This is a genomic window from Pseudomonas sp. Irchel 3F3 (assembly GCF_900187545.1).
In the GTDB taxonomy this organism is placed as follows: Bacteria; Pseudomonadota; Gammaproteobacteria; order Pseudomonadales; family Pseudomonadaceae; genus Aquipseudomonas; species Aquipseudomonas fortuita.
On record NZ_FYDS01000003.1, the window covers coordinates 150,489 to 171,214 of the forward strand.

Here is a 20,726-nt window from a genome sequence, read left to right on the forward strand (position 1 = left end):
CATGCCCCGCCTGTTTGTCTTGCTGCTCACTTTGCTACCGCTGGCCACCCTGGCCGAGCCTGTACACCTGCGCGTTCAAGGCTCCAACACCATCGGCGCAGCGCTGCTCCCTGCCCTGGTAAAAGGGCAACTGCGCGCGCAGCAGGCCACAGTCGTCGAGCAGCAGCCGGGCAAGGTCGCCAACGAGTTGGTGATAACCGCGCGCGACGCACAGGGGCAAACCGTACGCATCGACATCGCCGCTCATGGGTCCAGCACCGGCTTCGTCGCCCTCGGCCGTGGCGATGCCGACCTGGCAGCTGCCTCGCGGCCGATCAACGACAGTGAAGTGCGCCTACTACGGGCCCTTGGCGACCTGCGCACTGCCAGCGCCGAACAAGTGATCGGCCTGGACGGTGTCGCGGTCATCGTCCACCCCGACAACCCGCTACCACAATTGAACACGCAGCAGCTGGCGCAGATTTTCTCTGGGCAGATCCAACGCTGGGAGCAATTGGGCATTCCTGGCGGCGCCATTCACCTGTACGCCCGCGACGACCGCTCCGGCACCTTCGAGACGTTCAAGGCGCTGGTGCTGGAGCCCCAGCACAACGAGCTGTCAGCCAAGGCTCTGCGTTACGAGTCCAGTGACGAACTGGCCGCGCAGGTGGCCACCGACCGCCAGGCCATCGGCTTCAGCAGCCTGGCTGCGGTGCACGGGGCCAAGGTGCTGGCGGTAGCCGAAGGCGACGCACCGGCCATGCTGCCGGAGCGCGCCCTGGTGGCCAGCGAAGATTACCCGCTGTCACGGCGCCTGTACTTCTACCTGCCGGCCAACCCCAAGCCACAGGCCAGAGCCCTGGCCGACTTTGCCCAGAGCCCGGCCGGCCAGGCCATCGTCGCCCAGCAGGGCTTTGTTTCGCAGCAGATCAAGGCCCAGCCAGTCGTGCCCCAGGCAGACATGCCGCCGCGCTACCGTACCTTGGCCCAACAGGCGCAGCGGCTGAGTGTGAACTTCCGCTTTCAGGAAGGCAGCGCCAGCCTCGATAACAAGGCCCTGCGTGATGTGCAGCGGGTGGCCGAGTACCTGCGCCAGGCTGGCAAGCTGCAGAGCAAAGCGGTGCTGGTAGGGTTTGGCGACCCCAAGGAAACGCCTGGCCGCGCCGCCCTGCTCTCGCGCCTTCGGGCCCAGGCAGTGCGCCGCGAGCTGGCGCGCGATGGCGTGGAGTTGCTGGAGGTGACGGGCATGGGCGATGAACTGCCGGTGGCCGGCAATGAGCTGGAGCAAGGGCGACTGCGCAATCGGCGGGTTGAGGTGTGGGTGTACTGAATTGATGCAGGGGCCCTGGCAAAGAAATGTAACAGCTCCCCATTCGGTATCTCCTGCAATCGGGTCTAGGCTCAAAGTCATGTGATACCGGGCCCCTCTGACGGCTGCCAAGCCGCCATGTCGGATCACTGTTGCCATGCAACGTCGACATTCAAGGAGGGGCTCATGACAGCTCTGCAAGCATTCCTCACCACCCCCGTACTCGGTACCAGCACCTGGTTGTGGCTGGTGTTCATTGCCATCGTCATCGGTTTGCTGGTGCTCGACCTGGGCGTGCTGCACCGCCACGACCGGGAAATCGAAATGCGCGAAAGCCTGCTGCTGTACTCGGGCTACTTCAGCGTTGGCGTCTTGTTCGGCGTCGGGGTCTGGTACCAGCTGGGCGCGCAATCGGCGCTGGAGTTCTACACCGGTTTCCTGGTCGAGCAATCGCTGTCGATGGACAATGTCTTTGTCATGGCGATGATTTTCAGCTACTTCGCCATTCCCCGCCGTTACCAGCATCGCGTGCTGTTCTGGGGCATCCTGGGGGTGGTATTCCTGCGGGCGATCATGATTGGTGTAGGCGCCGCGCTGGTGCAGAACTTTGCCTGGGTGCTGTATCTCTTCGGTGCTTTCCTGTTGTTTACCGGGGTGAAGATGGCGCTTTCGAAAGAAGACAGCCACCCTGACCTGGCCAACAACCCGATACTCAAGTTCGTGCGCAGGCACATGCGGGTCACCGACCAGATCCACGGCTCGCACTTCTTCGTGCGCCAGACCCCGCCCGGGCACAGCAAGGCGCTGCGCTACGCCACCCCGTTGTTTCTGGCGCTGGTGCTGATCGAACTGGCCGACCTGGTGTTTGCAGTCGACAGCGTGCCCGCGATTTTCGCCATCACCCAGGATCCATTCATTGTCTACACCTCGAACATCTTCGCCATTCTTGGGCTGCGATCGTTGTACTTCGCGCTGTCGGCGTTGATGCACCGGTTTGTATACCTCAAGTATGCGTTGGCGCTGGTGCTTATCTTTATTGGTTGCAAGATTTTCTATCACGGCATGGTGGGCAAGGTGCCGGCACTGCTGTCGTTGGGGGTGACGTTCGGGTTGTTGCTGGGTGGGGTGGTGGTTTCGTTGGTCAAGACGCGGGGGGAGAACCCGGCGATCGCGGATCATTCGCCTGAGCAGTCTTCAAATGCCGATTGTCCAGTCAGCCCAAAAGACGAAGACCCGCAGATGCGGATCTGATACGGCTACTTGATTTTAAATAATGCCCATACAACTACCATCCAGATGAATCCAGTCATGCTTAGCCACGCAGCAACCTTCAACTTACGCTTCAGCTTCTGCGGAAAGGCATTCAACTCGCCAGCATCCAGTTGCCCCATACGCAGCGCTAACCACGGAAATGCAACTAGTCCACTTACCGTACAAAGGGTCAGCCAGCGCCACTCAAATGATCCAGAACCCCATACACGCTTAATGCTTTCGAAGTAGGGATTGCTCGTGATGGCCGAGCAGGCGACGCCATAATCTTTCGTCAACGTCGCGACAACACTAAGAGCTAGCCCAGGTATACCGATAACAAAAGGACTTAGTAGAATTACCAATTTGGCAAGTGGTTGCCAGCCAGTAATATCAATCACTGGTCGCCTCGTAGATAACCTCGCCTACCGACTCACCGAGCTTGCCGCCCAGCACTCCCCCAGCCATACCGCTGGCACCCACCAGCACTATGCCGCACACTGGCCCGGCCAGACCTGCAGAGCCCATAGTAACAACGGCACATACTGTTCCGGATACGAGGACTGCTCCTGAGGAGCCAAGCATAGCTCCGGCGGTTCCAACAGCAAAACCTCCTGTCTCGGTCAGTCTGACCTTTTTACAAGCTTCGGTTTCTCCAGCTTGACATACCTCACGTACTTTCAAGTAGGACGAAGTCCCTCCTAGCCCAACCGCAGCGTATCCACCGCAGGAGAGATGCTTGCTAAGCTTGGCAACCTTATCCAGATGCGTCGCGTACCCCGGAATCTGCCCCGGACCACCGGCCTTGGACCAATGATGCACAAGACTCTTGGTCGAAATATTCAAGCTCCTCCTCAAGCGCTCATAGTTCCCAAGGTTCAACTGCTTGTTCAGAAATGCCGTTTTCAACTGTCCATCTAGCTGCTGCAAAAGTCGGCGCCGTTCAGCGAAAAACGCTGGGCTGTTCAAGTGGCCATGGCGCAGGAACTCTCGCTGGTGCAACTGCTCGATACTGGTCAATGTATGACTGACCTGTTTCAAACCTTGATCGAGCATGTCCTTGCCGACGCCCATGGTCAGATACTTCCTACACATTGCGGGAGTTTGCGCGATCACTATGGGAGCGGGTTCACCCGCGAAGAGGCCGGTGCAGGCCGCTGACTCAGCGCCCGCTACGCAACAGCTCCACCGGCACATACTTGCCAATTTCATATTTGCCAATCGCCGCCCGGTGCACTTCATCCGGCCCGTCGGCCAGGCGCAGGGTGCGCTGCATGGCGTACATGTAAGCCAGCGGGAAATCGCCACTCACCCCTGCCCCACCGTGAATCTGAATCGCCCGGTCGATCACCTTCAACGCCACGTTCGGCGCCACCACCTTGATCTGCGCGATCTCGCTGCGGGCCACCTTGTTGCCCACGGTGTCCATCATGTATGCCGCTTTCAGCGTCAGCAGCCGGGCCATGTCGATTTCCATGCGTGAGTCGGCGATCTTGTCGACGTTGCCGCCCAGCCGTGCCAGTGGCCGACCAAATGCAGTACGTTCCACCGAACGTTTACACATCAGCTCCAGCGCACGCTCGGCCATGCCGATCGAGCGCATGCAGTGGTGGATACGGCCAGGGCCAAGGCGCCCTTGGGCAATCTCAAAGCCGCGCCCCTCACCGAGCAGCACGTTTTCATAAGGCACCCGCACGTTCTCGAAAAGCACTTCGGCATGGCCATGAGGGGCATCGTCATAGCCGAACACCGGTAACGGGCGGACGATCTTCACGCCCGGCGCATCGGTGGGCACCAGCACCATCGAATGCTGCTGGTGGCGTGGCCCTTCAGGGTCGGACAGGCCCATGAAAATCATGACCTTGCAGCGCGGGTCGCAGGCGCCGGAGGTCCACCACTTGCGGCCATTGATGACCCATTCGTCACCGTCACGCACGGCAGTGGCGGCCATGTTGGTCGCGTCCGAGGAGGCCACGTCCGGCTCAGTCATGGCAAACGCCGAGCGGATCTCGCCGCGTAACAGCGGCTCCAGCCACTGGCGTTTCTGCGCTTCGCTGCCATAACGCACCAGCACTTCCATGTTGCCGGTGTCCGGCGCCGAGCAGTTGAACGGTTCTGGCCCGAGCAGCGAGCGGCCCATGATTTCCGCCAGTGGGGCGTATTCCAGGTTGCTCAGGCCGGCGCCGTATTCCGATTCGGGCAAGAACAGGTTCCACAGCCCTTCGGCGCGGGCCTTGGCCTTGAGTTCTTCCATGATTGCCGTGGGCTGCCAGCGGTCGCCCTCGGCAACCTGGCGCTCGAACACGGCTTCGGCGGGGTACACGTAGGCGTCCATGAACGCAGTAACGCGCTCGCGCAGTGCCTGGACCTTGGGCGAATAGGCGAAATCCATCGGGGCTACCTTCACGGTTCGGAGTACATGGGCAGAGCCTAGAGCAGCGCAGCCCCATCCACCTAGTCTATTTTCCGCGTGTATAAACATTCATAACCGATATATGATCGGCCAATAATTCCAACAAAGAGCGGCGCCCATGAACCTCAGCAAGGTCGACCTCAACCTGTTCATCGTGTTCGATGCGATCTACACCGAAGCCAACCTGACCCGCGCCGGGCAGATTGTCGGCATTACCCAGCCAGCGGTGTCCAATGCCCTTTCGCGGCTGCGCGAAACCTTCAACGACCCGCTGTTTGTGCGCACTGCACAAGGCATGGTGCCCACGCCGATGGCGCAGAACATCATCGGCCCGGTGCGCAACGCTTTGGCACTGCTGCGTACCTCGGTGCAGGAAAGCCGCATCTTCAACCCGCAGCAGGCCAACAAGACCTTCCGCATCAGCATGACCGACCTGACCGAAGCGGTCATCCTGCCGCCGCTGTTCCAGCGCCTGCGCCGTCTGGCGCCTGCGGTGCTGATCGAAAGCTTCCTGTGCAAGCGCCGCGAGACCACCAAGGAGCTCGCCGCCGGCCGCCTGGACTTCGCCATTGACGCGCCCCTGAACACCGACCCGCAGGTGCGCCACATCAAACTGATGCAAGACCGCTATGTGTGCGCCCTGCGCCAAGGCCACCCGCTGGCTGACAGCAAGCTGACCCTCGACAGCTACCTGAGCATGACCCACATCCATATTTCCAGCCGCCGCAACGGCCTGGGTTACGTCGACCTGGCGCTGGGCAAGATGGGTGTACAACGCAAGGTCGCCCTGCGTTCGCAGCACTACCTGATGGCCTCGCAGGTGTTGCAGCAGACCGACATGGCGATGACCGTCCCCGAGCGCTTCGCCCGTCGCCATCAGTTGCGTTACCAGCCACTGCCAGTGGAGGTGCCGGCACTGGAAACGCACCTGTACTGGCATGAAAGCACCGACCAGGACCCGGCCAACCGCTGGATGCGCGAGCAGATCACCGAATTGTGCGAACGCGTGGTAGCCGAGGAAGAGAAGACCCCACAGCCTGCCTGAAGACGCCTGCGAGCGGCGGCGCCTCAGCTCTGCTCGACTGTAGAAAAATATTCTCCAAAAAGTTCGCAGGGGAGAAATTTTTATTACAGAGATTCAGAAAAAATTGGCGGGAAGCGAAAACTATCTTCTTCATCGCGGGTACGCTTATCCCAACAATCGCCGATTTCACGGCGACAGATATGGACCCGCCCGAATGCCTAGCGCCCCTCTTTATTTCGATTACGCCGCCACCACCCCCGTCGACGACCGGGTCATCGAAACCATGCTTGCCTGCCTTGGCAGCGAGGCCAACTTCGGCAACCCGGCGTCCAGTGGCCATGCCTACGGCCAGGCCGCGCGACAGGCCGTGGAGCACGCTCGCCAGCAGGTGGCCGAGCGCGTCGGCGCGCAAGCCGACAACCTGGTCTGGACCTCGGGCGCGACCGAGTCCAACAACCTGGCACTCAAAGGCATTGCCCAAGGCATCGACCAGCCCGGGCACCTGATCACCAGTCAGCTAGAGCACAAAGCCGTGCTCGACACCGCGGCCGAACTTGAACGCCAAGGCTGGGCCGTCACCCGCCTGGCGCCGGATGCTGCCGGCCTGATCCAGCCTGCAAGCGTGCAGGCAGCGTTGCGCGCCGATACCCGCCTGGTGTCGCTGATGGCGGTCAACAACGAGCTGGGCACGGTTACCGATTTTGCCGCCATCGGCCAACAGGTGCGTGACCACGGTGCCCTCCTGCACGTGGACGCCGCACAGGCCGTAGGCAAGCTGGCCATCGACCTGAAGGCGGTGGCCGTGGACATGATGTCATTTTCGGCGCACAAGGTTTACGGGCCAAAAGGGATCGGCGCGCTCTATGTCGGCCCACGCGCCCGTACGCTGATGCGCGCGCAGATGCACGGCGGCGGCCATGAGCAGGGCCTGCGTTCCGGCACCCTGGCAACCCATCAGATCGCGGGCATGGGCAGCGCCTTTGCCTTGGCCGGCGAACCAGGTGACAGCGAGCACCAGCGCCTTGAGCAACTGGCCACGCGCCTGCGCGAGGGCCTGCTGGCTTTACCCGGCGTCACCCTCAACGGCAGCGCCAGCCAACGCATCCCCCACACCCTGAACCTGTGCATCGACAGCAAGGGCTTCAACAGCGCGGCCCTGGCCAGCGAGCTGGCCTTGTCGACCACTTCGGCCTGCAACTCGGCGAGTAACGCCGCCTCCCATGTGCTGCTGGCACTGGGGCTGGACGAGCGTCAGGCGCGCAACAGTGTGCGCTTGAGCATCGGCCGATTCACGACCGAGGCGCAAGTGGACCAGGCGCTCGCAGTGTTTGGCCGGGTGCTGACGACGGCATCGGCTGCACTGTGGTGAACACACGCTAGAACAAGCGGCTGTCCGGGGTAAAATCCTCGACCTGGATTTTCGCACGCTGTGCCTGCGCGTGCCGTGGGTTGAACAGGTAGTTGATGGTGCTGGGCATGATCGCGCTCGGCACGGGCAGCAGTAAAGCCGAGCAGTCATCCAGAAAGCGATTGCCCAGCGCCCGGGTCAACTCAGGCTGAGCGGACCAGCCGGGCTGCAAGGCGGGCAACTGCGCCTGTGAAACCGTGTCAGGCAATTCGATACGGATCAGGCGCATGGTGGTAGGAAAATCCTCGGGGTCGATCTCCAGGTGCACAAGCACCTCGAGCATCGCCCCGGAAGGGCTGGTGGCGGCATACACCACGGGCCGGCCCGCCTGGTGCCAGCGTCCGCTAACACGCAGCCCCCCAGTGCCGCTCAAATCTGCATAGGCGCTGATACGCCACAAAATCACAGGCCAAAACCCTCGGCAATCTGCAGCAGCATCTCTTCGACCTGAGTGGTGCCTTGCTGGGTTGTGAGCATCTGCATCGGCGTCAGCCCCGAAAAACGTTCCTTGGGCTTGGACAGCCAGCGCTTGGCCTTGTCCGCCTCGCCAAACACGGCTTCGGCCATGGCGGTGATGTGGGCCGAACGGAACAGCCGATCACTCTCTTCCACGGTCAGCGGCTGGTCACGCTCGATACGGGTTTTCAGGGTGCGCAGGGGAATGATCTGGTCCCGCTCCACCGGCGTGAACACACCGCGCTCGGTCAGCTTCACCAGCCAGGTAGCGGCAAAACCGTGGGTGATCCGGGTGTGGATTTCGAAGTCACTGGCAAGTTCGGGTATTTCCAGCAGCGCCTGCAGGCGCGCCCGGTACTCGTGGTAACCGTTGTCACGAAGCACTTCGGCAAGCATGGCATACTCCTGTTTCGGCGTTTGCCGACAAGTATGCGGTATTCACCGGATCATTGCCAGTTTGACTGGCCCCCTTGGTTGTGGGGGCACTGCGCCCCCGCTCCTTTCAGAAGGTACCCGGATAAGCCCCGCCATCGATCAGCAGGTTTTGCCCGGTGATATAGCCGGCATGCGCACTGCACAGGAACGCACAGTACGCGCCAAACTCCCCGGCATCGCCAAAGCGCGCCGCCGGGATGGCCTTGCGCCTGGCCTGGGCAGTGGCTTGCACATCGCCACCCGCCGCCTGCAACGTTTTTTGCAAGCGCGCGGTGTCGAACGCCCCAGGCAGCAGGTTGTTCAGTGTCACATTGCTGCCCGCCAGGCGCTGCTGCCGGGCCAGGCCGGCAATGAAACCGGTCAGGCCACTGCGGGCGCCGTTGGACAGACCAAGCATGTCGATCGGCGCCTTCACCGCGCCTGAGGTGATATTCACCACCCGCCCGAAGCCCCGCTCGGCCATGCCGTCGACAACTGCCTTGATCAGCTCGATGGGGGTGAGCATGTTGGCGTCCAGCGCCTTCAGCCAGTCGTCACGCCCCCAGTCACGGAAGTCCCCCGGTGGCGGGCCACCGGCGTTGTTGACCAGGATGTCGACCTGCGGGCAGGCCGCCAACAGCGCCTGGCGCACCTGGGCATCAGCAACATCGCCGGCCACGGTAAGCACCTCGATGCCCGGGCAGGCCGCACGCAACTCGCTGGCGGTCTGCACCAGGGTGGCTTGGGTGCGGGCATTGATGACCAGGTTCACGCCTTCTTTGCCAAGCGCCTCGGCGCAGCCTTTGCCCAGGCCTTGGCTGGCCGCGCAGACGATGGCCCAGCGGCCGGTAATGCCTAGATCCATTGTGTTGGTCCTTGATGCAGTAGGGTTTCAGGGGGGTAATCTAGAGCACAGGACAAGGCCGCCGATAATGAAAAGAGCTGATCCACCAATAACCGGCATTTATCCCCGCCAGCAACAGGCTGAAGGGCTGGCGTCAACAAGTTTCAATCGGCCGTCAATTCCTCTACCAGCAACCGCGCCGCTGGCGCTAGCGGCGTCGCCACACGGTGCACGATGCCGAACGGCTCGCTCAAGGCCCGTAGCTGCACCGCCAGCGACACCAGTAACCCGCGCTGCTCGGCAAAAGTCGCCACAGCACTGGGAATGACCGCCACCAGCGTCGGGTCATCTTCCAGCAGCATGAAAGTAGCGAAGGTTGAAAAGGTTTCCAGCGGATAACGGGGCACCTCCACCCCTGCCTCGCTCAACTCGCGCTCCAGCGCCTGGCGCATGGGCATGTTCGCCGGGTAGACCACCCAGCGGTAATGGCTCAAGTCGCTGATATGCAGTGACGCTGCCCCGGCAAGCGGGTGTTGCGGGTGCGCGACCACTACCAATGGCTCCTGGGCCAGTTCGACAAAGGCATAGTCTGTGGCGTTGCGGCCCAGCCCCGGCCGGCAGATCGCCAGGTCCAAGCGCCCCTCGTCCAGCTGGGCGAGCAGGTTGGCGCTGGTATTCTCGGCAATTTCCACTGCCAGCTGCGGCTGCTTGCGGCGCAAGCGCCCCAGGGCGCTGATTAGGGTCGGCATGGCCCCCATGATGCTGCCCACCGCCAGCCGCCCACCCTGGCCTTGGACGATGCCCAGCACCTCTTCGCGCAAGTGCCCCAGGTCGCTGTGGATCAGCCGCGCGTAGCGCACCACGCAACGGCCCACGTCGTTGGCTACCAGGCCGCTGGGCAGGCGCTGGAACAAGGGTACACCCAACACCTCCTCCACCTCGCGCAACGCCTTGGTGGCCCCGGGCTGGGAAATGGCCATGGCTTCGGCAGCCTTGTGCAGCGAACCACAGCGATCCAGCTCGATCAGCAGGCGCAACTGGCGCAGGCGCAGGCGAGAAAAAATGGAATCCAGGGAAGGGATCATCAGGCAGGCTCGACATGGGTCTTGTAATGCCGAGCACTATAGAGGGTCGTCAACGGGGGAGTATTGAGTTTCAAGCAAATGACCCTTGATCGCAGAACACGCATACCAGCCCGTTATGCTGCGCTGTCGCCCGTGGAACAAGGCTTCGGCAAACGCCGCTTTATCCTGTGGGAGCGGGCGCGCCCGCGAAGAGTGCGACGCGCTGCATGGCACCGGCTGCGCCGGTGTTCGCGGGCTTGCCCGCTCCCACAGGGGCCCCGCCCAATCAGGTATTTATGTTCGAGTAACGCGCTTACCGCGGTCTACGCCGTGCCAGGCAGGCGTAACCCAGGCCCAGCACACTGATCGCCAGTACGCTCAGCAACACCATCAACTCGCGGCTGTAGCGCGCCACCATGGCCGGAAAACCGATGACTTCGTGGTACACCTGCACATTGGCCACGCCGTCGGCGTGGCTGATGCTGACCCCGCCTTGGCGGATCTGCAAATAGTCTGCATCGAAATAGACCCAGACCTTGCACGTGCCACCCGGCTCGATGGCCGGGATGTCCACCTGCGCGGTGGCGGTTTCCAGCAGGGTGTCGTTGCCGGCAGCATCACGCACCTGCACCAGGCCCTTGGCTGGCAGACGGACCTTGACCTCCCGTACTGGCGCATCCCCCCTGTTGCGTAGTTCGATGAGCAAGCCAGTACGGTGATCGACCAGCCCGGCCTCGAAAGGCTTGGCGAACAGCTGGGCATAGGGTGCCTGGGCCATTTCTATCAACCGCTCGACCTGATCGTGGCTTAGCTCGCCTTGGCCAATGCTGTTGATGCGCCCCTGCAACTGCTCATACTTGAGTTGCTCGCTGGCTTTGCTTATGCGCTCGCTGAACTGGGTGGGATAGGTGAGGTAGGCATAAGTCAGTGACGCCTCCAGACGCGGGTTGCCCCTGAGCAACACGTAGGCGGCCAAAAGGACCATCAGGCCCGCAAGCACGGCTACGAGGAATTTCCCCACCTTGTCCCAGCTCAATGCGAACTTCCTTTTGTGGTGATACAGACGATTCAAACCGCCCAAGGGTGCCAAGTTAAGGCCCCCCAGGCAAGCTTGACTAGCGTTCGCGTTCACCTTCCCGCGCCTGACGCATCTGCAGCAGCTGGCCATCGATCAGTGCTTTGGCCATGCCCGCCAGGTAAACCGTGGCCTGCATCATCACCTTGCGGTCGCCAGGCCTGTCGATGGCCTTGCGAGTGATTTCAGTCATGCAGCCCATGATGCTAGATGCCTCCATCAGTGCGGTCCTCATCGGCAGCTGCGGTTTCATCTGCACCAGTTCGGCATCGGCGTTGCCAAACCGGCTCGCTGCACGCACAACATTGAGCTTGCTGCTTTTCGGGTTGTCGTTGTCCATGTCCATTCCTCGGGCGGTTGCGGGCATGCCCAGACTAGGACGCTGCTTTGCCCCCCACAATGACCAGCAGGGTGGTAACAATCACTTTCGGAAATGGACTACAAGCACTCCATGAAGTGTGCCCTCCGCCACCGATCAGCCCTTGACCGCCACCTGGCAGTGTCGGACGATCAACCTCCCCCACCCCAGGACGAACACCATGCTACGGATACTCGGCAGAGCCTCCTCCATCAATGTGCGAAAAGTGCTGTGGGCCTGCGCTGAATTCGAGGTTGCATTCGAGCGCGAAGACTGGGGCTCTGGCTTCAAGGCCACTGACAGCGCCGAGTTCCTGGCGTTGAACCCCAATGCCATGATCCCGGTGATCCAGGATGGCGACTTCACCTTGTGGGAATCCAACAGCATCATCCGCTACCTGGCCAACCGCTATGGTGCCACCGCGTTCTACCCCGACGATGCCCAGGCGCGGGCCAGGATCGACCAGTGGATCGACTGGCAGGCCTCAGACCTGAACCGCTCGTGGAGCTACGCATTCATGTCACTGGTCAGGCACTCCCCCGCGCACCAGGACCCGCAAGCACTTGCCGCCGGTTGCGCGGACTGGTCTCGCTACATGCACATCCTCGACCACCAACTGGCCAGCACCGGTGCGTATGTGGCCGGCAGCCAGTTCACCCTGGCCGATATCCCTATTGGCCTGTCGGTCAACCGCTGGTTCGAAACGCCGTTCGAACACCCGCAACTGCCAGCGGTGCGCGATTATTACGAACGCCTCAGCGAACGCCCGGCCTATCACCTGCACGGCCGTAACGGTACACCGTAAACGTACAACACGGGTTTCACTGCCGGGCATTGGGTAATACTGCGAGTCATTACCACTAGTCGTTTACCCCCGGGTGACCTGGCCGGCAAATACAGCGCCGGGCTGCGTGGCAGCTTCAGCCAGCAAGCCCTGCAGCAGTTACTGGTCCTGCGGCCTGCGAGCCATGCCGCAGGACGGCGGTTACCGCCTGATCCCGGCCAACCGCTGCCATTGGGTGCTGTGGCACTGGACCCGACCAACGTGACCGGCACTGCCAGCCTCGGCGAGCAGACCGAAAACGGCATCACCGTGGTGGCGGCAACGGCACTGCTGGATTCTGGGGCTGCTTTGCAGCCCATCGCGACACAAGGCCGCGCCTACAAGAGATCCCATTTTCCCTGTAGGCGCGGCCTTGTGTCGCGAAAGGGGCGCACAGCGCCCCCGGCGATCTCAGTTTGTTACACCGCAACCTGCCCCCCCGCTGCCACCACCCGCCCACGCCAGGCAAACAGCAACACCATCACCAACCCCAGTGCCGCCATCGCGGCGCCCGCCAGGGAAATCGCCGGGTAGCCCAGCCCTGCGTTGATCACTGCGCCACCCAGCGCGGCGCCAATCGCATTGCCCAGGTTGAACGCACCGATGTTCACCGCCGAGGCCAGGTTGGGCGCATCCTTGGCTGCCTCCATCACGCGCATCTGCAACGGCGGCACCAAGGCAAAACTGGCCGCGCCCCAGAGCAGAATCGCCACGGCTGTCGGCAGCGGCCAGTCGAGCACCAGCGGGAACACCAGCAGCACGGCAATCAACAACGCCAACGACAGGATCAGGGTACGGTCGATCGAGCGGTCTGCCGCCTTGCCCCCCCACACATTGCCCAAGGTCAGGCCAACACCGAACAACACCAGCATGGCTGTCACGAACGTGGTGGATGCGGCCGCCTCACTCTGCAGGATCGGCGCAATGTAGGTGAACACCGTAAACATCGCACTGGAACCCACCACCGTCAGCAGCAAAGCTGCCAGCACCGGGCCGCGGCCCAGCACACGGATTTCAGCCATGGCCCCTTCGCCTTTGGGCGACGGCACATTGGGCAGCGCGTACCAGAGGGTGGTCATCGCCACCAGGCCAAGCCCGGCGATACCCCAGAAGGCTGTGCGCCAGCCCAGCATTTCACCGAACCAGGTCGCCAGCGGCACGCCGCCGATGGTGGCCAGGGTCAAGCCCATGAACATCGCCGCCACCGCCCCGGCACGCTTCTCGGGTGGTACTACGCTGGCTGCGACAATCGAGCCGATGCCGAAGAAAGCACCGTGGTTCAGTGAGGTGACAACGCGGGCCACCAACAGGCTGGCGTAGTCGCTGGCCAGGGCCGACATCAGGTTGCCCAGTGTGAAAATGGCCATCAGCCCGATCAGCAGATAACGCCGCGGGATCTTCACCGTGGCCAGGGTCATCAGCGGTGCGCCGATCAGCACGCCGATGGCATAGGCGCTGACCAGCAGCCCGGCAGCAGGGATGGAAACGCCAAGGTCAGTGGCGATACTGGGCAACATGCCCATGGGGGCGAACTCGGTGACACCGATGCCAAAGGCACCGATGGCGAGTGCGACAAGAGGTGGATTGATACGCATGGCAAGCTCCTTATCTATGCCGCAAATGCTACGATCTGTTTCAAAAGCGCACTAGACTGCTTTTTTGCTAACCACCTTTGCGCACGAGGCACAAATGGACTTCAGTGGAAGATCCGGCGAGATGGAGATATTTGCCAGGGTGGCGCACGAAGGCAGCTTGTCGGCTGCCGCGCGGGCACTGAACCTGACGCCTTCTGCGGTCAGCCGTATCCTCGCCCGCACCGAACAGCGCCTGGGCACCCGCCTGCTGCTGCGCACCACACGGGCAATCACCCTCACTCCCGAGGGTGAGGCGTACCTGCGCGGTGCACGGCGGGTGCTGGCCGACATGCTCGAAGTGGAAGAAGCCATCACCGACCAGGGGGTGCCGCGCGGGCGCTTGCGGGTGAGCGCCGCACTGGGCCACGCCCGGTTGACCGTAGTGCCGCTGCTGGCGGCCTTCAGCGCCCGCTATCCGCAAGTGCTGGTTGATCTTACCCTCAGTGACGAAGTGGCCGACATTCTCGGTGGCCAGGCCGACGTGGCATTACGCTTCGGGCACCTGCCGGACAGCTCGTTGAGCGCCCGCGCCATTGGCGAAACCGGCCAGGTGGTGGTCGCCTCACCCGAATACCTGCAACGCTGCGGTACCCCGCTTGAGCCTGAAGACTTGGCCCGGCACAACTGCCTGCGCTTCAATTTCCGCCGCGCGGCGCCCGACTGGCCGTTCCGCCGCGACGGGCAGGCGTTCTCGTTGAAGGTGACGGGGAATATCGAATGCAGCAGCGGCGAAGCCTTGGCGCAACTGGCCAGGCTCGGTGCCGGCGTGGCACGCATCGGTACCTTCACGGTGGTCGATGACTTGGCCAGCGGGCGGCTGGTGCCATTGCTGGAGGCGTACAACCCTGACGACCGCGAGCCGATCCATGCGGTGTTCGTTGGCGGGCCGGCCATGCCGGCGCGGGTCCGGGTGTTCGTGGATTTTCTGATAGAGCACTTGTCGGGCGGCCTGCGCACCCCCTTGTAGAACGTCTTCCGGGCTACGCGTTGGGAGCGGCCTGGTGTCACGACAGGGTGCATGAGCCGGTCGTGGTGCGCTGCGACCACAGTCTGACCTGACGTTGATATCTACAGTTGGGTTATCTTCGACGCTTCACTGTACGGCCAGGGCCAGACCACCATGCGCATTGTCATTCCCGACGACTACCAGGATGTGATCCGCACGCTCGACTGCTTCGCCAAACTGAGCGGGCACGCTGTCAGCGTGCTTCATGAATGCCAACCCGCCACGCCAGAGCAACTTGCAGCACGCTTTGCCGACGCCGACGCACTGGTACTCACCCGCGAACGTACCCGCATCGACGCCGCCTTGCTCGACCACCTGCCTGACCTCAAGCTGATCAGCCAGACCGGCAAGGTGTCCAGCCACCTGGACCTGGCAGCGTGCACGGCGCGGGGCATAGCCGTAACCGAGGGGCGTGGCTCGCCGGTGGCGCCTGCGGAACTTGCCTGGGCGCTTATCCTGAATGCCCGTCGGCAGCTGGTACCGGCCATCGATGCCTTGCGCCAAGGCCATTGGCAGGTCAACCTGGGGCAGGCGCTGGCCGGCCAGCTGCTGGGCATTTGGGGTTACGGCAAGATCGGCCAGCGCCTGGCGCGCTACGCACAGGCATTCGACATGCACGTGCTGGTGTGGGGCAGCGACAGCAGCCGCGCCGCAGCCCAGGCTGATGGCCACCGCGCAGCCGCCTCGCGTGAGGCATTTTTTGCTGAAGCGGACATTGTCAGCCTGAACCTGCGCCTGTCGGCACAGTCGCGCCACGGGGTCACCTTCCGCGATTTGTCCAGCATGAAGCCCGATGCCCTGCTGGTCAACGTCAGCCGCGCAGAACTGATTGCCCCAGGGGCATTGCTGCAGGCACTGGATGCCGGGCGGCCGGGTTACGCGGCAGTGGATGTTTTCGAAGAGGAGCCGGTGCTCGACCCCGCCCATCCGCTGCTGCGCCACCCTCGTGTACTCAGTACACCGCACCTGGGGTATGTGGAGAAGAACGGTTACGAGCTGTACTTTGGCGACGCCTTCGACAATGTGCTGGCGTTTTTCGAAGGAACGCCAAAGAACGTTGCCAACCCCGAGGTGCTGGCGGCTCGGCGCTGAGCCCTGTGGGCGCGGGCATGCCCGCGATGGGCCGCACAGCAGCCCCAGTCATTACGTATGGACTGCACGCGCCCATTGGGCATGTGCCTTCAAGTTGCGTTCAACCGAACAGGTTCAGCCCCAGCGCAAAAACGGCCACCGCCAGCGCTACCAATGGCACAGCATTGCGCTCCAGGTACGCCGCCCAGCCAGGGCCGGCCAGCTGCTGCAATTGCAGCTCGCATTCACGCTGGCGCTCAGCCAGGCTGGCCAGACGCGCCTCGACGCTGTCAACGCGCTGAGCCTGGGTGCTGGTGGCCAGCGCTAGCCGCTTCAACGCCGTAGTCACAGTGGTGGACAACGCGTCCCGTGCCAGGTTGCTCGCGGCCAGTTGCTCCTGGTACTGCTCAAGGCTCTTGCGAATCGCCCCTTCCTTCTGCACGCGGGCCAGGGTACTTGCCACCAGTTTCCGGTTCTGCGCCTCGCCACTGGCCTGCAGCGCAGCCAGTTCGAGTGCATGCTGGGCCTGCACACTTTCAAGGCGCTCCACCTCTTGCCTGCAGAAAGCATGGCCCTCGGCCAGCGCCGGCAGGTCGTCGAGCTGTTGCTTGGGTTCGTATGGCTGGTTCATCAATTTCTGTCCGGATACAGCGGTAAAGGGCGGAAAGCTATCAAATTGGCATCACCGAATCCACCGGCCAACAAGAGAATTGAGCAGTTGATCAGGTAACGAGGGCACCGCAGGCCTGGGGGCTTTCGTCGCTGCGCAGGCGTACACTTCCCTTCAGCACAGGTTCAGGAGTTGCTCAATGCCCTACCCCATCGAACAGAAACTGGTCATTGGCGTTGCCTCGAGTGCGCTGTTCGACCTCACCGTCTCGGACGACATCTACAAGACCCAGGGGGTTGAGGCGTACCGCCATCACCAGCAGCAGAACCTGGACGAGCCATTCCCCAAAGGTGTGGCGTTCCCGTTCATCCGCCGCTTCCTGAGCATCAACCAGGCCTTTCCCTCTCAACTGCCGGTAGAAGTGGTGCTGCTTTCGCGCAACTCCCCGGAAACCGGCCTGCGGGTGTTTCGATCGATCAACCACTATCAGCTGGACATCACCCGCGCAGCGTTCATGTCGGGTCGCTCGCCCTACGAGTACATCCCGGCATTCAATGCCTCGCTGTTTCTCAGTGCCAACGAGGAAGACGTGCAGAAAGCCATCGATGCCAACTACCCGGCCGGGCGGGTGCTGCCGACGCGCATCTACGATGACGAGATCGACACTGAATTGCGGGTGGCCTTCGACTTCGATGGTGTGATTGCCGACGACGAGGCGGAAAGCGTGTACAAGCGCAACGACAACCTGGACGATTTTCAAGAGCACGAGCGCGTGCACAAGGGCATTCCACATTCGCCCGGGCCGTTGGCGGACTTGTACCGCAAGCTGTCGCTGATACGCATGCTGGAGGACCGCAAGCTGGCCGAGGACCCGGCGTACAAGCGGATCTTGCGGATTGCCATTGTGACAGCGCGCAATGCGCCCTCACATGAGCGGGTGGTGACGACGTTGAAGGATTGGGGGGTGTCGCCGGATGAGTGCTTCTTTCTCGGCGGGATGGAGAAACCCAGGGTGCTGTCGATTCTCAAGCCGCATGTCTTCTTTGACGACCAGCGCAGTCACCTGCAGTCGCCGGCAGGTGATTTGCCGATGGTGCATGTGCCGTTCGGGGTGGCGAACAGGGAGCGTTCAACGACGCGCTCCCCGCTCGACACGCCTGTGCAGGAGCAGGACGACACCGGCGTTGCCGGTGCCATCCAGCCTGTCTAGCGAGCAACTTCCTCGACAGGGGTATTGACGGCCGGGCGGCTACGCTGCCCCAGCAACGCACGCGCCGCCAATGCCGCTACTACAAGGCCAGGTGACGCTGCCAGCAGCAGACCACCTACACCGGCCCCGGCCGCCAAAATCTGCCCTGCAGCCAATGGCCCGGCCATCGACCCCAGGCGCCCTACAGCCACCGAAGCCCCCACGCCGGTCGCACGCACGTGGGTCGAATACAACGTCGGCGCAAGTGCATACAGCACCAGCTGGCCACCGATGGCGCAATAGCCTGCGGTAAATCCTGCCAGCAGCATCAGGCCGAAGCTGGTCGACAACCCAAGGCCTGCCAACGAAGCGAGCATGCCAGCATACGCAATGAAAACGGCCCGCCCCGCCAAGCCTCGGTCCATCATTCGCCCGGTGAGGAACGAGCCTGCAGCGCCCCCCAGGTTGAACAGTATCTGCACCGCACCTGCCTGAGGACGGCTGTAGCCCTGCCCGATCAGTAGCGACGGCAACCAGTTGAGCAGCATGTACAGCACGGTTAGCGTGAAAAAGCACGCCACCCACAGCAACAGGGTACGGCTTACCTGCCCCGGGCCGAACAGCTGGGCCAGCATGCCGTTGCCGCCGGTGCTGGCAGCAGGCTGGGCACGGAACGCCTGGGACTCCTTCAGCCACACCATCAGCACAAAGGCAATCGCAATGGGGGCGATACCGCCCACGTAGAACACCGCCCTCCAGTCCTCGCCCAGGCCGGCCATGCCGATGACCGACGCGATCGCCCCTCCCAAGGGCACGCCGCAATAGGTGACGCTCACCGCCGTGCTGCGCAGGCGCTGCGGCGCGGCCTCGCTGGCCAGGGCAATCAGGATCGGCAAGGCTGCCCCCAATCCCAACCCGGTCATCAGGCGCGCGATCAGCAACGAGGTGTATGTATCAGCGTGGGCGGTACCCAGCGAGAAGCCGCCGAACAGCAGCACCGCCACGATCAGGATTGCCTTGCGGCCCAGGCGGTCGGCCAGCCAGCCGCCAATGAACGCCCCCGGCAACAGCCCCAGCAGCCCGGCACTGAATACCCAGCCAAGCATGGCGGGCGTCAGCGCGAATGCCTTGGCCATGTGCGGTGCAGCAACCCCGGTGGCCTGAAGGTCCAGCCCTTCCAGCAGCGCCACCAGAAAACACAGGCCGATGGTAAGCACCGGCTTGCTTGAAGATGAGGATGAATCACTCATGTATGGCCCCTTTTGTTGTTATGGGTCGGGAAGTCAAAGCCTGAACGTGGCACGCAAGGAAACGAACGACGAGTCTTCGCCACCGGCTTCCTTGATGGCGGAACCTACGTCGTAGTACTTCATGTCGAGATCCAGCGTGAGGTTGGGCGTCGCCAGCCATCGGGTGTTGGCGCGGTAGATGGTGCCCACATGCCGGCCGGTGCCGCGGGTGTTGGCCAGCATGCTCATGCCAGGCATGTACACGCCATCCTCTTCGCGCTGCTTCCAGACTTCGAGCACGCCTTGTTCGAAGCGCACCGTGCGCCAGGGCGAGAAGCCGAACGTGGGCCCGACCACGATCACGTTGCTCAAGGTGGTCAGGCTGGCCTCACCGTAAACGCCGTTTCGCGGGAACAGCGGGTCGAAGGTGCCGACCTTGCCGTCGCCTGGGTCGCTATCACCGCTGGCGGCGTCGGCACGCATGCCCAGGCGCGGCTGCCAGGGGTGGTCGAAGGTGTAACCACTGTCGCTCGACACTGCCCAGGCACGGATCGAGGCGCCGCCCAGGTGGCCGCCCTGCCCGGCCAGGTTCCAGCTCCAGTCCAAGGCCTGATAGCGGCCAAACAGGCGCGTGCCGTAGGTGTAGCGCTGTTCGTCCCCAGCCTCGCCGGCCAGGCTGCGGTCATCGGTTTGCAGGCCGAACGCGAACAAATCCATGTTCCAGACGGTCGTCAGCGGCAGGGTGCCGTACAGACCGTAAAACTTCACCGCGTTGTTACTGCCATCGTCCCAGCTGTCCTCACCTGTTTTCAACGGCCTGACGGCAAAGGCATCGAGCTTGCGCCCGTCCTTGAGGTTGAGGCTGGCACGCACGCCATCAAAGCTCAAGCGCAGGTTGGGCACATCACGGTAGGTGACGAACACCTGGTCGCCGAAGGCCATCTCCTGGCGCCCGACCCGCGTCGTATAGCGCCCCGCAGCAAAATCGTGATTGAAGTCGATGAATGCCTGGCGGATTTCATTTCGACCTTCGTCGTTAGGTGAGTACAGGTCTTTGCCGAATGCACGGGTGTTCTCGACCTGCACGAAGGTGCGCAGGGCGTCATCAAACAGGTGCAGGTCAGCATGCGCTTGCAAGCGCTGCAACAAATAGGAATCGTCGTTCAGGCCACGCAAGCCGAAGAAGGGCTTGTTCAGTACGTCGGCGCGATAACGCGCCTCAGCCCCCAGTTGCAGCCAGGCCGACTCGGACAAACGATGGTAGCGCAGCCCATCGAACGGGTCGCCGGCCTTGGCGGGGTCATCCAGAAAACGGTAGTCCTCGACCCAGCGCGGGGCGCCAGGCCTGCCTGGCCGGCTGTCTTCAAGCGGACTGGCCGCTTGCACGCACTGGCACAGCGAAAGCAGCACAACGGGCACCAACGCCCGGTTCAACGGCCTCGTCATCAGAATTTCCCTTTACTTGTTTTTATAAAATTGGATAACTCTGTTAACGATTATTTTTGTTAATCATCTTGCCGTCAATAGCCAATCGACTGCCCGCAAGAGGCAGGCGGCATTGAGCGTTCGCTG

Annotated in this window: 20 protein-coding genes and 1 pseudogene; 8 read left to right on the forward strand and 13 right to left on the reverse strand. The window is 62.6% G+C overall.

The window, feature by feature from the left end; all coding sequences use genetic code 11:
• Position 1 precedes the first annotated feature (1 nt).
• Both CKW35_RS06800 and CKW35_RS06805 read left to right on the forward strand, forming a co-directional pair.
• Positions 2-1,309 (forward strand): substrate-binding domain-containing protein, encoded by a 1,308-nt coding sequence (locus CKW35_RS06800; protein WP_095115504.1) that lies wholly within the window; start codon positions 2-4, stop codon positions 1,307-1,309.
• A 165-nt stretch (positions 1,310-1,474) separates the two neighbouring features.
• Positions 1,475-2,539 (forward strand): TerC family protein, encoded by a 1,065-nt coding sequence (locus CKW35_RS06805; RefSeq protein ID WP_070086374.1) that lies wholly within the window; start codon positions 1,475-1,477, stop codon positions 2,537-2,539.
• Positions 2,540-2,544: 5 nt separating this feature from the next.
• Here CKW35_RS06805 and CKW35_RS06810 read toward each other — a convergent pair whose 3' ends face one another.
• The 3 genes and pseudogenes from CKW35_RS06810 to CKW35_RS06820 all read right to left on the reverse strand — a co-directional run bounded on the left by CKW35_RS06810 (position 2,545) and on the right by CKW35_RS06820 (position 4,928).
• Positions 2,545-2,937 carry a hypothetical protein gene (locus CKW35_RS06810; RefSeq protein ID WP_031311787.1) on the reverse strand — a complete coding sequence of 131 codons (393 nt, stop codon included), beginning with the start codon at positions 2,935-2,937 and terminating at the stop codon, positions 2,545-2,547.
• Positions 2,930-3,616, reverse strand: a pseudogene (locus CKW35_RS06815) (hypothetical protein); the annotation flags it as partial. The pseudogene CKW35_RS06815 and the gene CKW35_RS06810, both read right to left, overlap by 8 nt.
• An 82-nt stretch (positions 3,617-3,698) precedes the next feature.
• The gene (locus tag CKW35_RS06820; protein WP_016487680.1) at positions 3,699-4,928 is read right to left on the reverse strand and encodes an acyl-CoA dehydrogenase; all 1,230 of its coding nucleotides are present in this window, start codon (positions 4,926-4,928) and stop codon (positions 3,699-3,701) included.
• Positions 4,929-5,067: 139 nt separating this feature from the next.
• Here CKW35_RS06820 and CKW35_RS06825 point away from each other — a divergent pair, with 139 nt between their 5' ends.
• Together CKW35_RS06825 and CKW35_RS06830 are read left to right on the forward strand one after the other, a co-directional pair.
• Positions 5,068-5,994, forward strand: coding sequence for a LysR family transcriptional regulator (locus CKW35_RS06825; RefSeq protein WP_016487681.1), 927 nt, complete (start codon positions 5,068-5,070; stop codon positions 5,992-5,994).
• A 193-nt stretch (positions 5,995-6,187) separates the two neighbouring features.
• Entirely contained in the window at positions 6,188-7,342 is a 1,155-nt protein-coding gene (locus tag CKW35_RS06830) for a cysteine desulfurase family protein (RefSeq protein ID WP_016487682.1), read from the forward strand.
• A 7-nt stretch (positions 7,343-7,349) separates the two neighbouring features.
• Here CKW35_RS06830 and CKW35_RS06835 read toward each other — a convergent pair whose 3' ends face one another.
• The 6 genes from CKW35_RS06835 to CKW35_RS06860 form a co-directional block, all read right to left on the reverse strand.
• Positions 7,350-7,787, reverse strand: a complete 438-nt coding sequence (locus CKW35_RS06835) for an RES family NAD+ phosphorylase (RefSeq protein ID WP_016487683.1) — start codon at positions 7,785-7,787, stop codon at positions 7,350-7,352.
• Positions 7,784-8,233, reverse strand: a complete 450-nt coding sequence (locus CKW35_RS06840; protein ID WP_016487684.1) for an antitoxin Xre/MbcA/ParS toxin-binding domain-containing protein — start codon at positions 8,231-8,233, stop codon at positions 7,784-7,786. The genes CKW35_RS06835 and CKW35_RS06840 overlap by 4 nt, the downstream gene beginning before the upstream one ends.
• A 106-nt stretch (positions 8,234-8,339) precedes the next feature.
• Positions 8,340-9,116 (reverse strand): SDR family oxidoreductase, encoded by a 777-nt coding sequence (locus tag CKW35_RS06845; RefSeq protein ID WP_095115508.1) that lies wholly within the window; start codon positions 9,114-9,116, stop codon positions 8,340-8,342.
• Positions 9,117-9,259: 143 nt separating this feature from the next.
• Positions 9,260-10,180: a LysR family transcriptional regulator gene (locus CKW35_RS06850; protein WP_060517273.1), complete on the reverse strand. Its 921-nt coding sequence runs from the start codon at positions 10,178-10,180 to the stop codon at positions 9,260-9,262.
• Between the two features lie 292 nt (positions 10,181-10,472).
• Entirely contained in the window at positions 10,473-11,195 is a 723-nt protein-coding gene (locus CKW35_RS06855; protein WP_023047356.1) for a hypothetical protein, read from the reverse strand.
• Positions 11,196-11,274: 79 nt separating this feature from the next.
• Entirely contained in the window at positions 11,275-11,574 is a 300-nt protein-coding gene (locus tag CKW35_RS06860) for a DUF3077 domain-containing protein (protein WP_016487688.1), read from the reverse strand.
• A 199-nt stretch (positions 11,575-11,773) separates the two neighbouring features.
• On the opposite strand from CKW35_RS06860, the gene CKW35_RS06865 reads away from it, so the two are divergent.
• Positions 11,774-12,397, forward strand: coding sequence for a glutathione S-transferase family protein (locus CKW35_RS06865; protein ID WP_023047355.1), 624 nt, complete (start codon positions 11,774-11,776; stop codon positions 12,395-12,397).
• Positions 12,398-12,834: 437 nt separating this feature from the next.
• On the opposite strand, the gene CKW35_RS06870 is transcribed toward CKW35_RS06865, so the two are convergent.
• Positions 12,835-14,010, reverse strand: coding sequence for an MFS transporter (locus CKW35_RS06870; RefSeq protein ID WP_095115510.1), 1,176 nt, complete (start codon positions 14,008-14,010; stop codon positions 12,835-12,837).
• Between the two features lie 94 nt (positions 14,011-14,104).
• On the opposite strand from CKW35_RS06870, the gene CKW35_RS06875 reads away from it, so the two are divergent.
• Both CKW35_RS06875 and CKW35_RS06880 read left to right on the forward strand, forming a co-directional pair.
• On the forward strand, positions 14,105-15,016 hold the full coding sequence (locus CKW35_RS06875) for a LysR family transcriptional regulator (protein ID WP_095115512.1): 912 nt from the start codon (positions 14,105-14,107) through the stop codon (positions 15,014-15,016).
• Positions 15,017-15,169: 153 nt separating this feature from the next.
• The gene (locus CKW35_RS06880) at positions 15,170-16,147 is read left to right on the forward strand and encodes a D-2-hydroxyacid dehydrogenase family protein (RefSeq protein WP_016487692.1); all 978 of its coding nucleotides are present in this window, start codon (positions 15,170-15,172) and stop codon (positions 16,145-16,147) included.
• A gap of 100 nt (positions 16,148-16,247) precedes the next feature.
• Here CKW35_RS06880 and CKW35_RS06885 read toward each other — a convergent pair whose 3' ends face one another.
• The gene (locus tag CKW35_RS06885; RefSeq protein WP_095115514.1) at positions 16,248-16,757 is read right to left on the reverse strand and encodes a hypothetical protein; all 510 of its coding nucleotides are present in this window, start codon (positions 16,755-16,757) and stop codon (positions 16,248-16,250) included.
• A 178-nt stretch (positions 16,758-16,935) separates the two neighbouring features.
• On the opposite strand from CKW35_RS06885, the gene CKW35_RS06890 reads away from it, so the two are divergent.
• Positions 16,936-17,946, forward strand: a complete 1,011-nt coding sequence (locus tag CKW35_RS06890; protein WP_095115516.1) for a 5'-nucleotidase — start codon at positions 16,936-16,938, stop codon at positions 17,944-17,946.
• Here CKW35_RS06890 and mhpT read toward each other — a convergent pair.
• Both mhpT and CKW35_RS06900 read right to left on the reverse strand, forming a co-directional pair.
• On the reverse strand, positions 17,943-19,175 hold the full coding sequence (gene mhpT / locus CKW35_RS06895; protein WP_024717911.1) for a 3-(3-hydroxy-phenyl)propionate transporter MhpT: 1,233 nt from the start codon (positions 19,173-19,175) through the stop codon (positions 17,943-17,945). The two genes, CKW35_RS06890 and mhpT, sit on opposite strands and share 4 nt — an antisense overlap.
• Before the next feature lie 33 nt (positions 19,176-19,208).
• A complete protein-coding gene (locus CKW35_RS06900; RefSeq protein ID WP_095115518.1) occupies positions 19,209-20,600 on the reverse strand; it encodes an alginate export family protein in 1,392 nt (463 codons plus the stop codon).
• Positions 20,601-20,726: the final 126 nt, after the last annotated feature.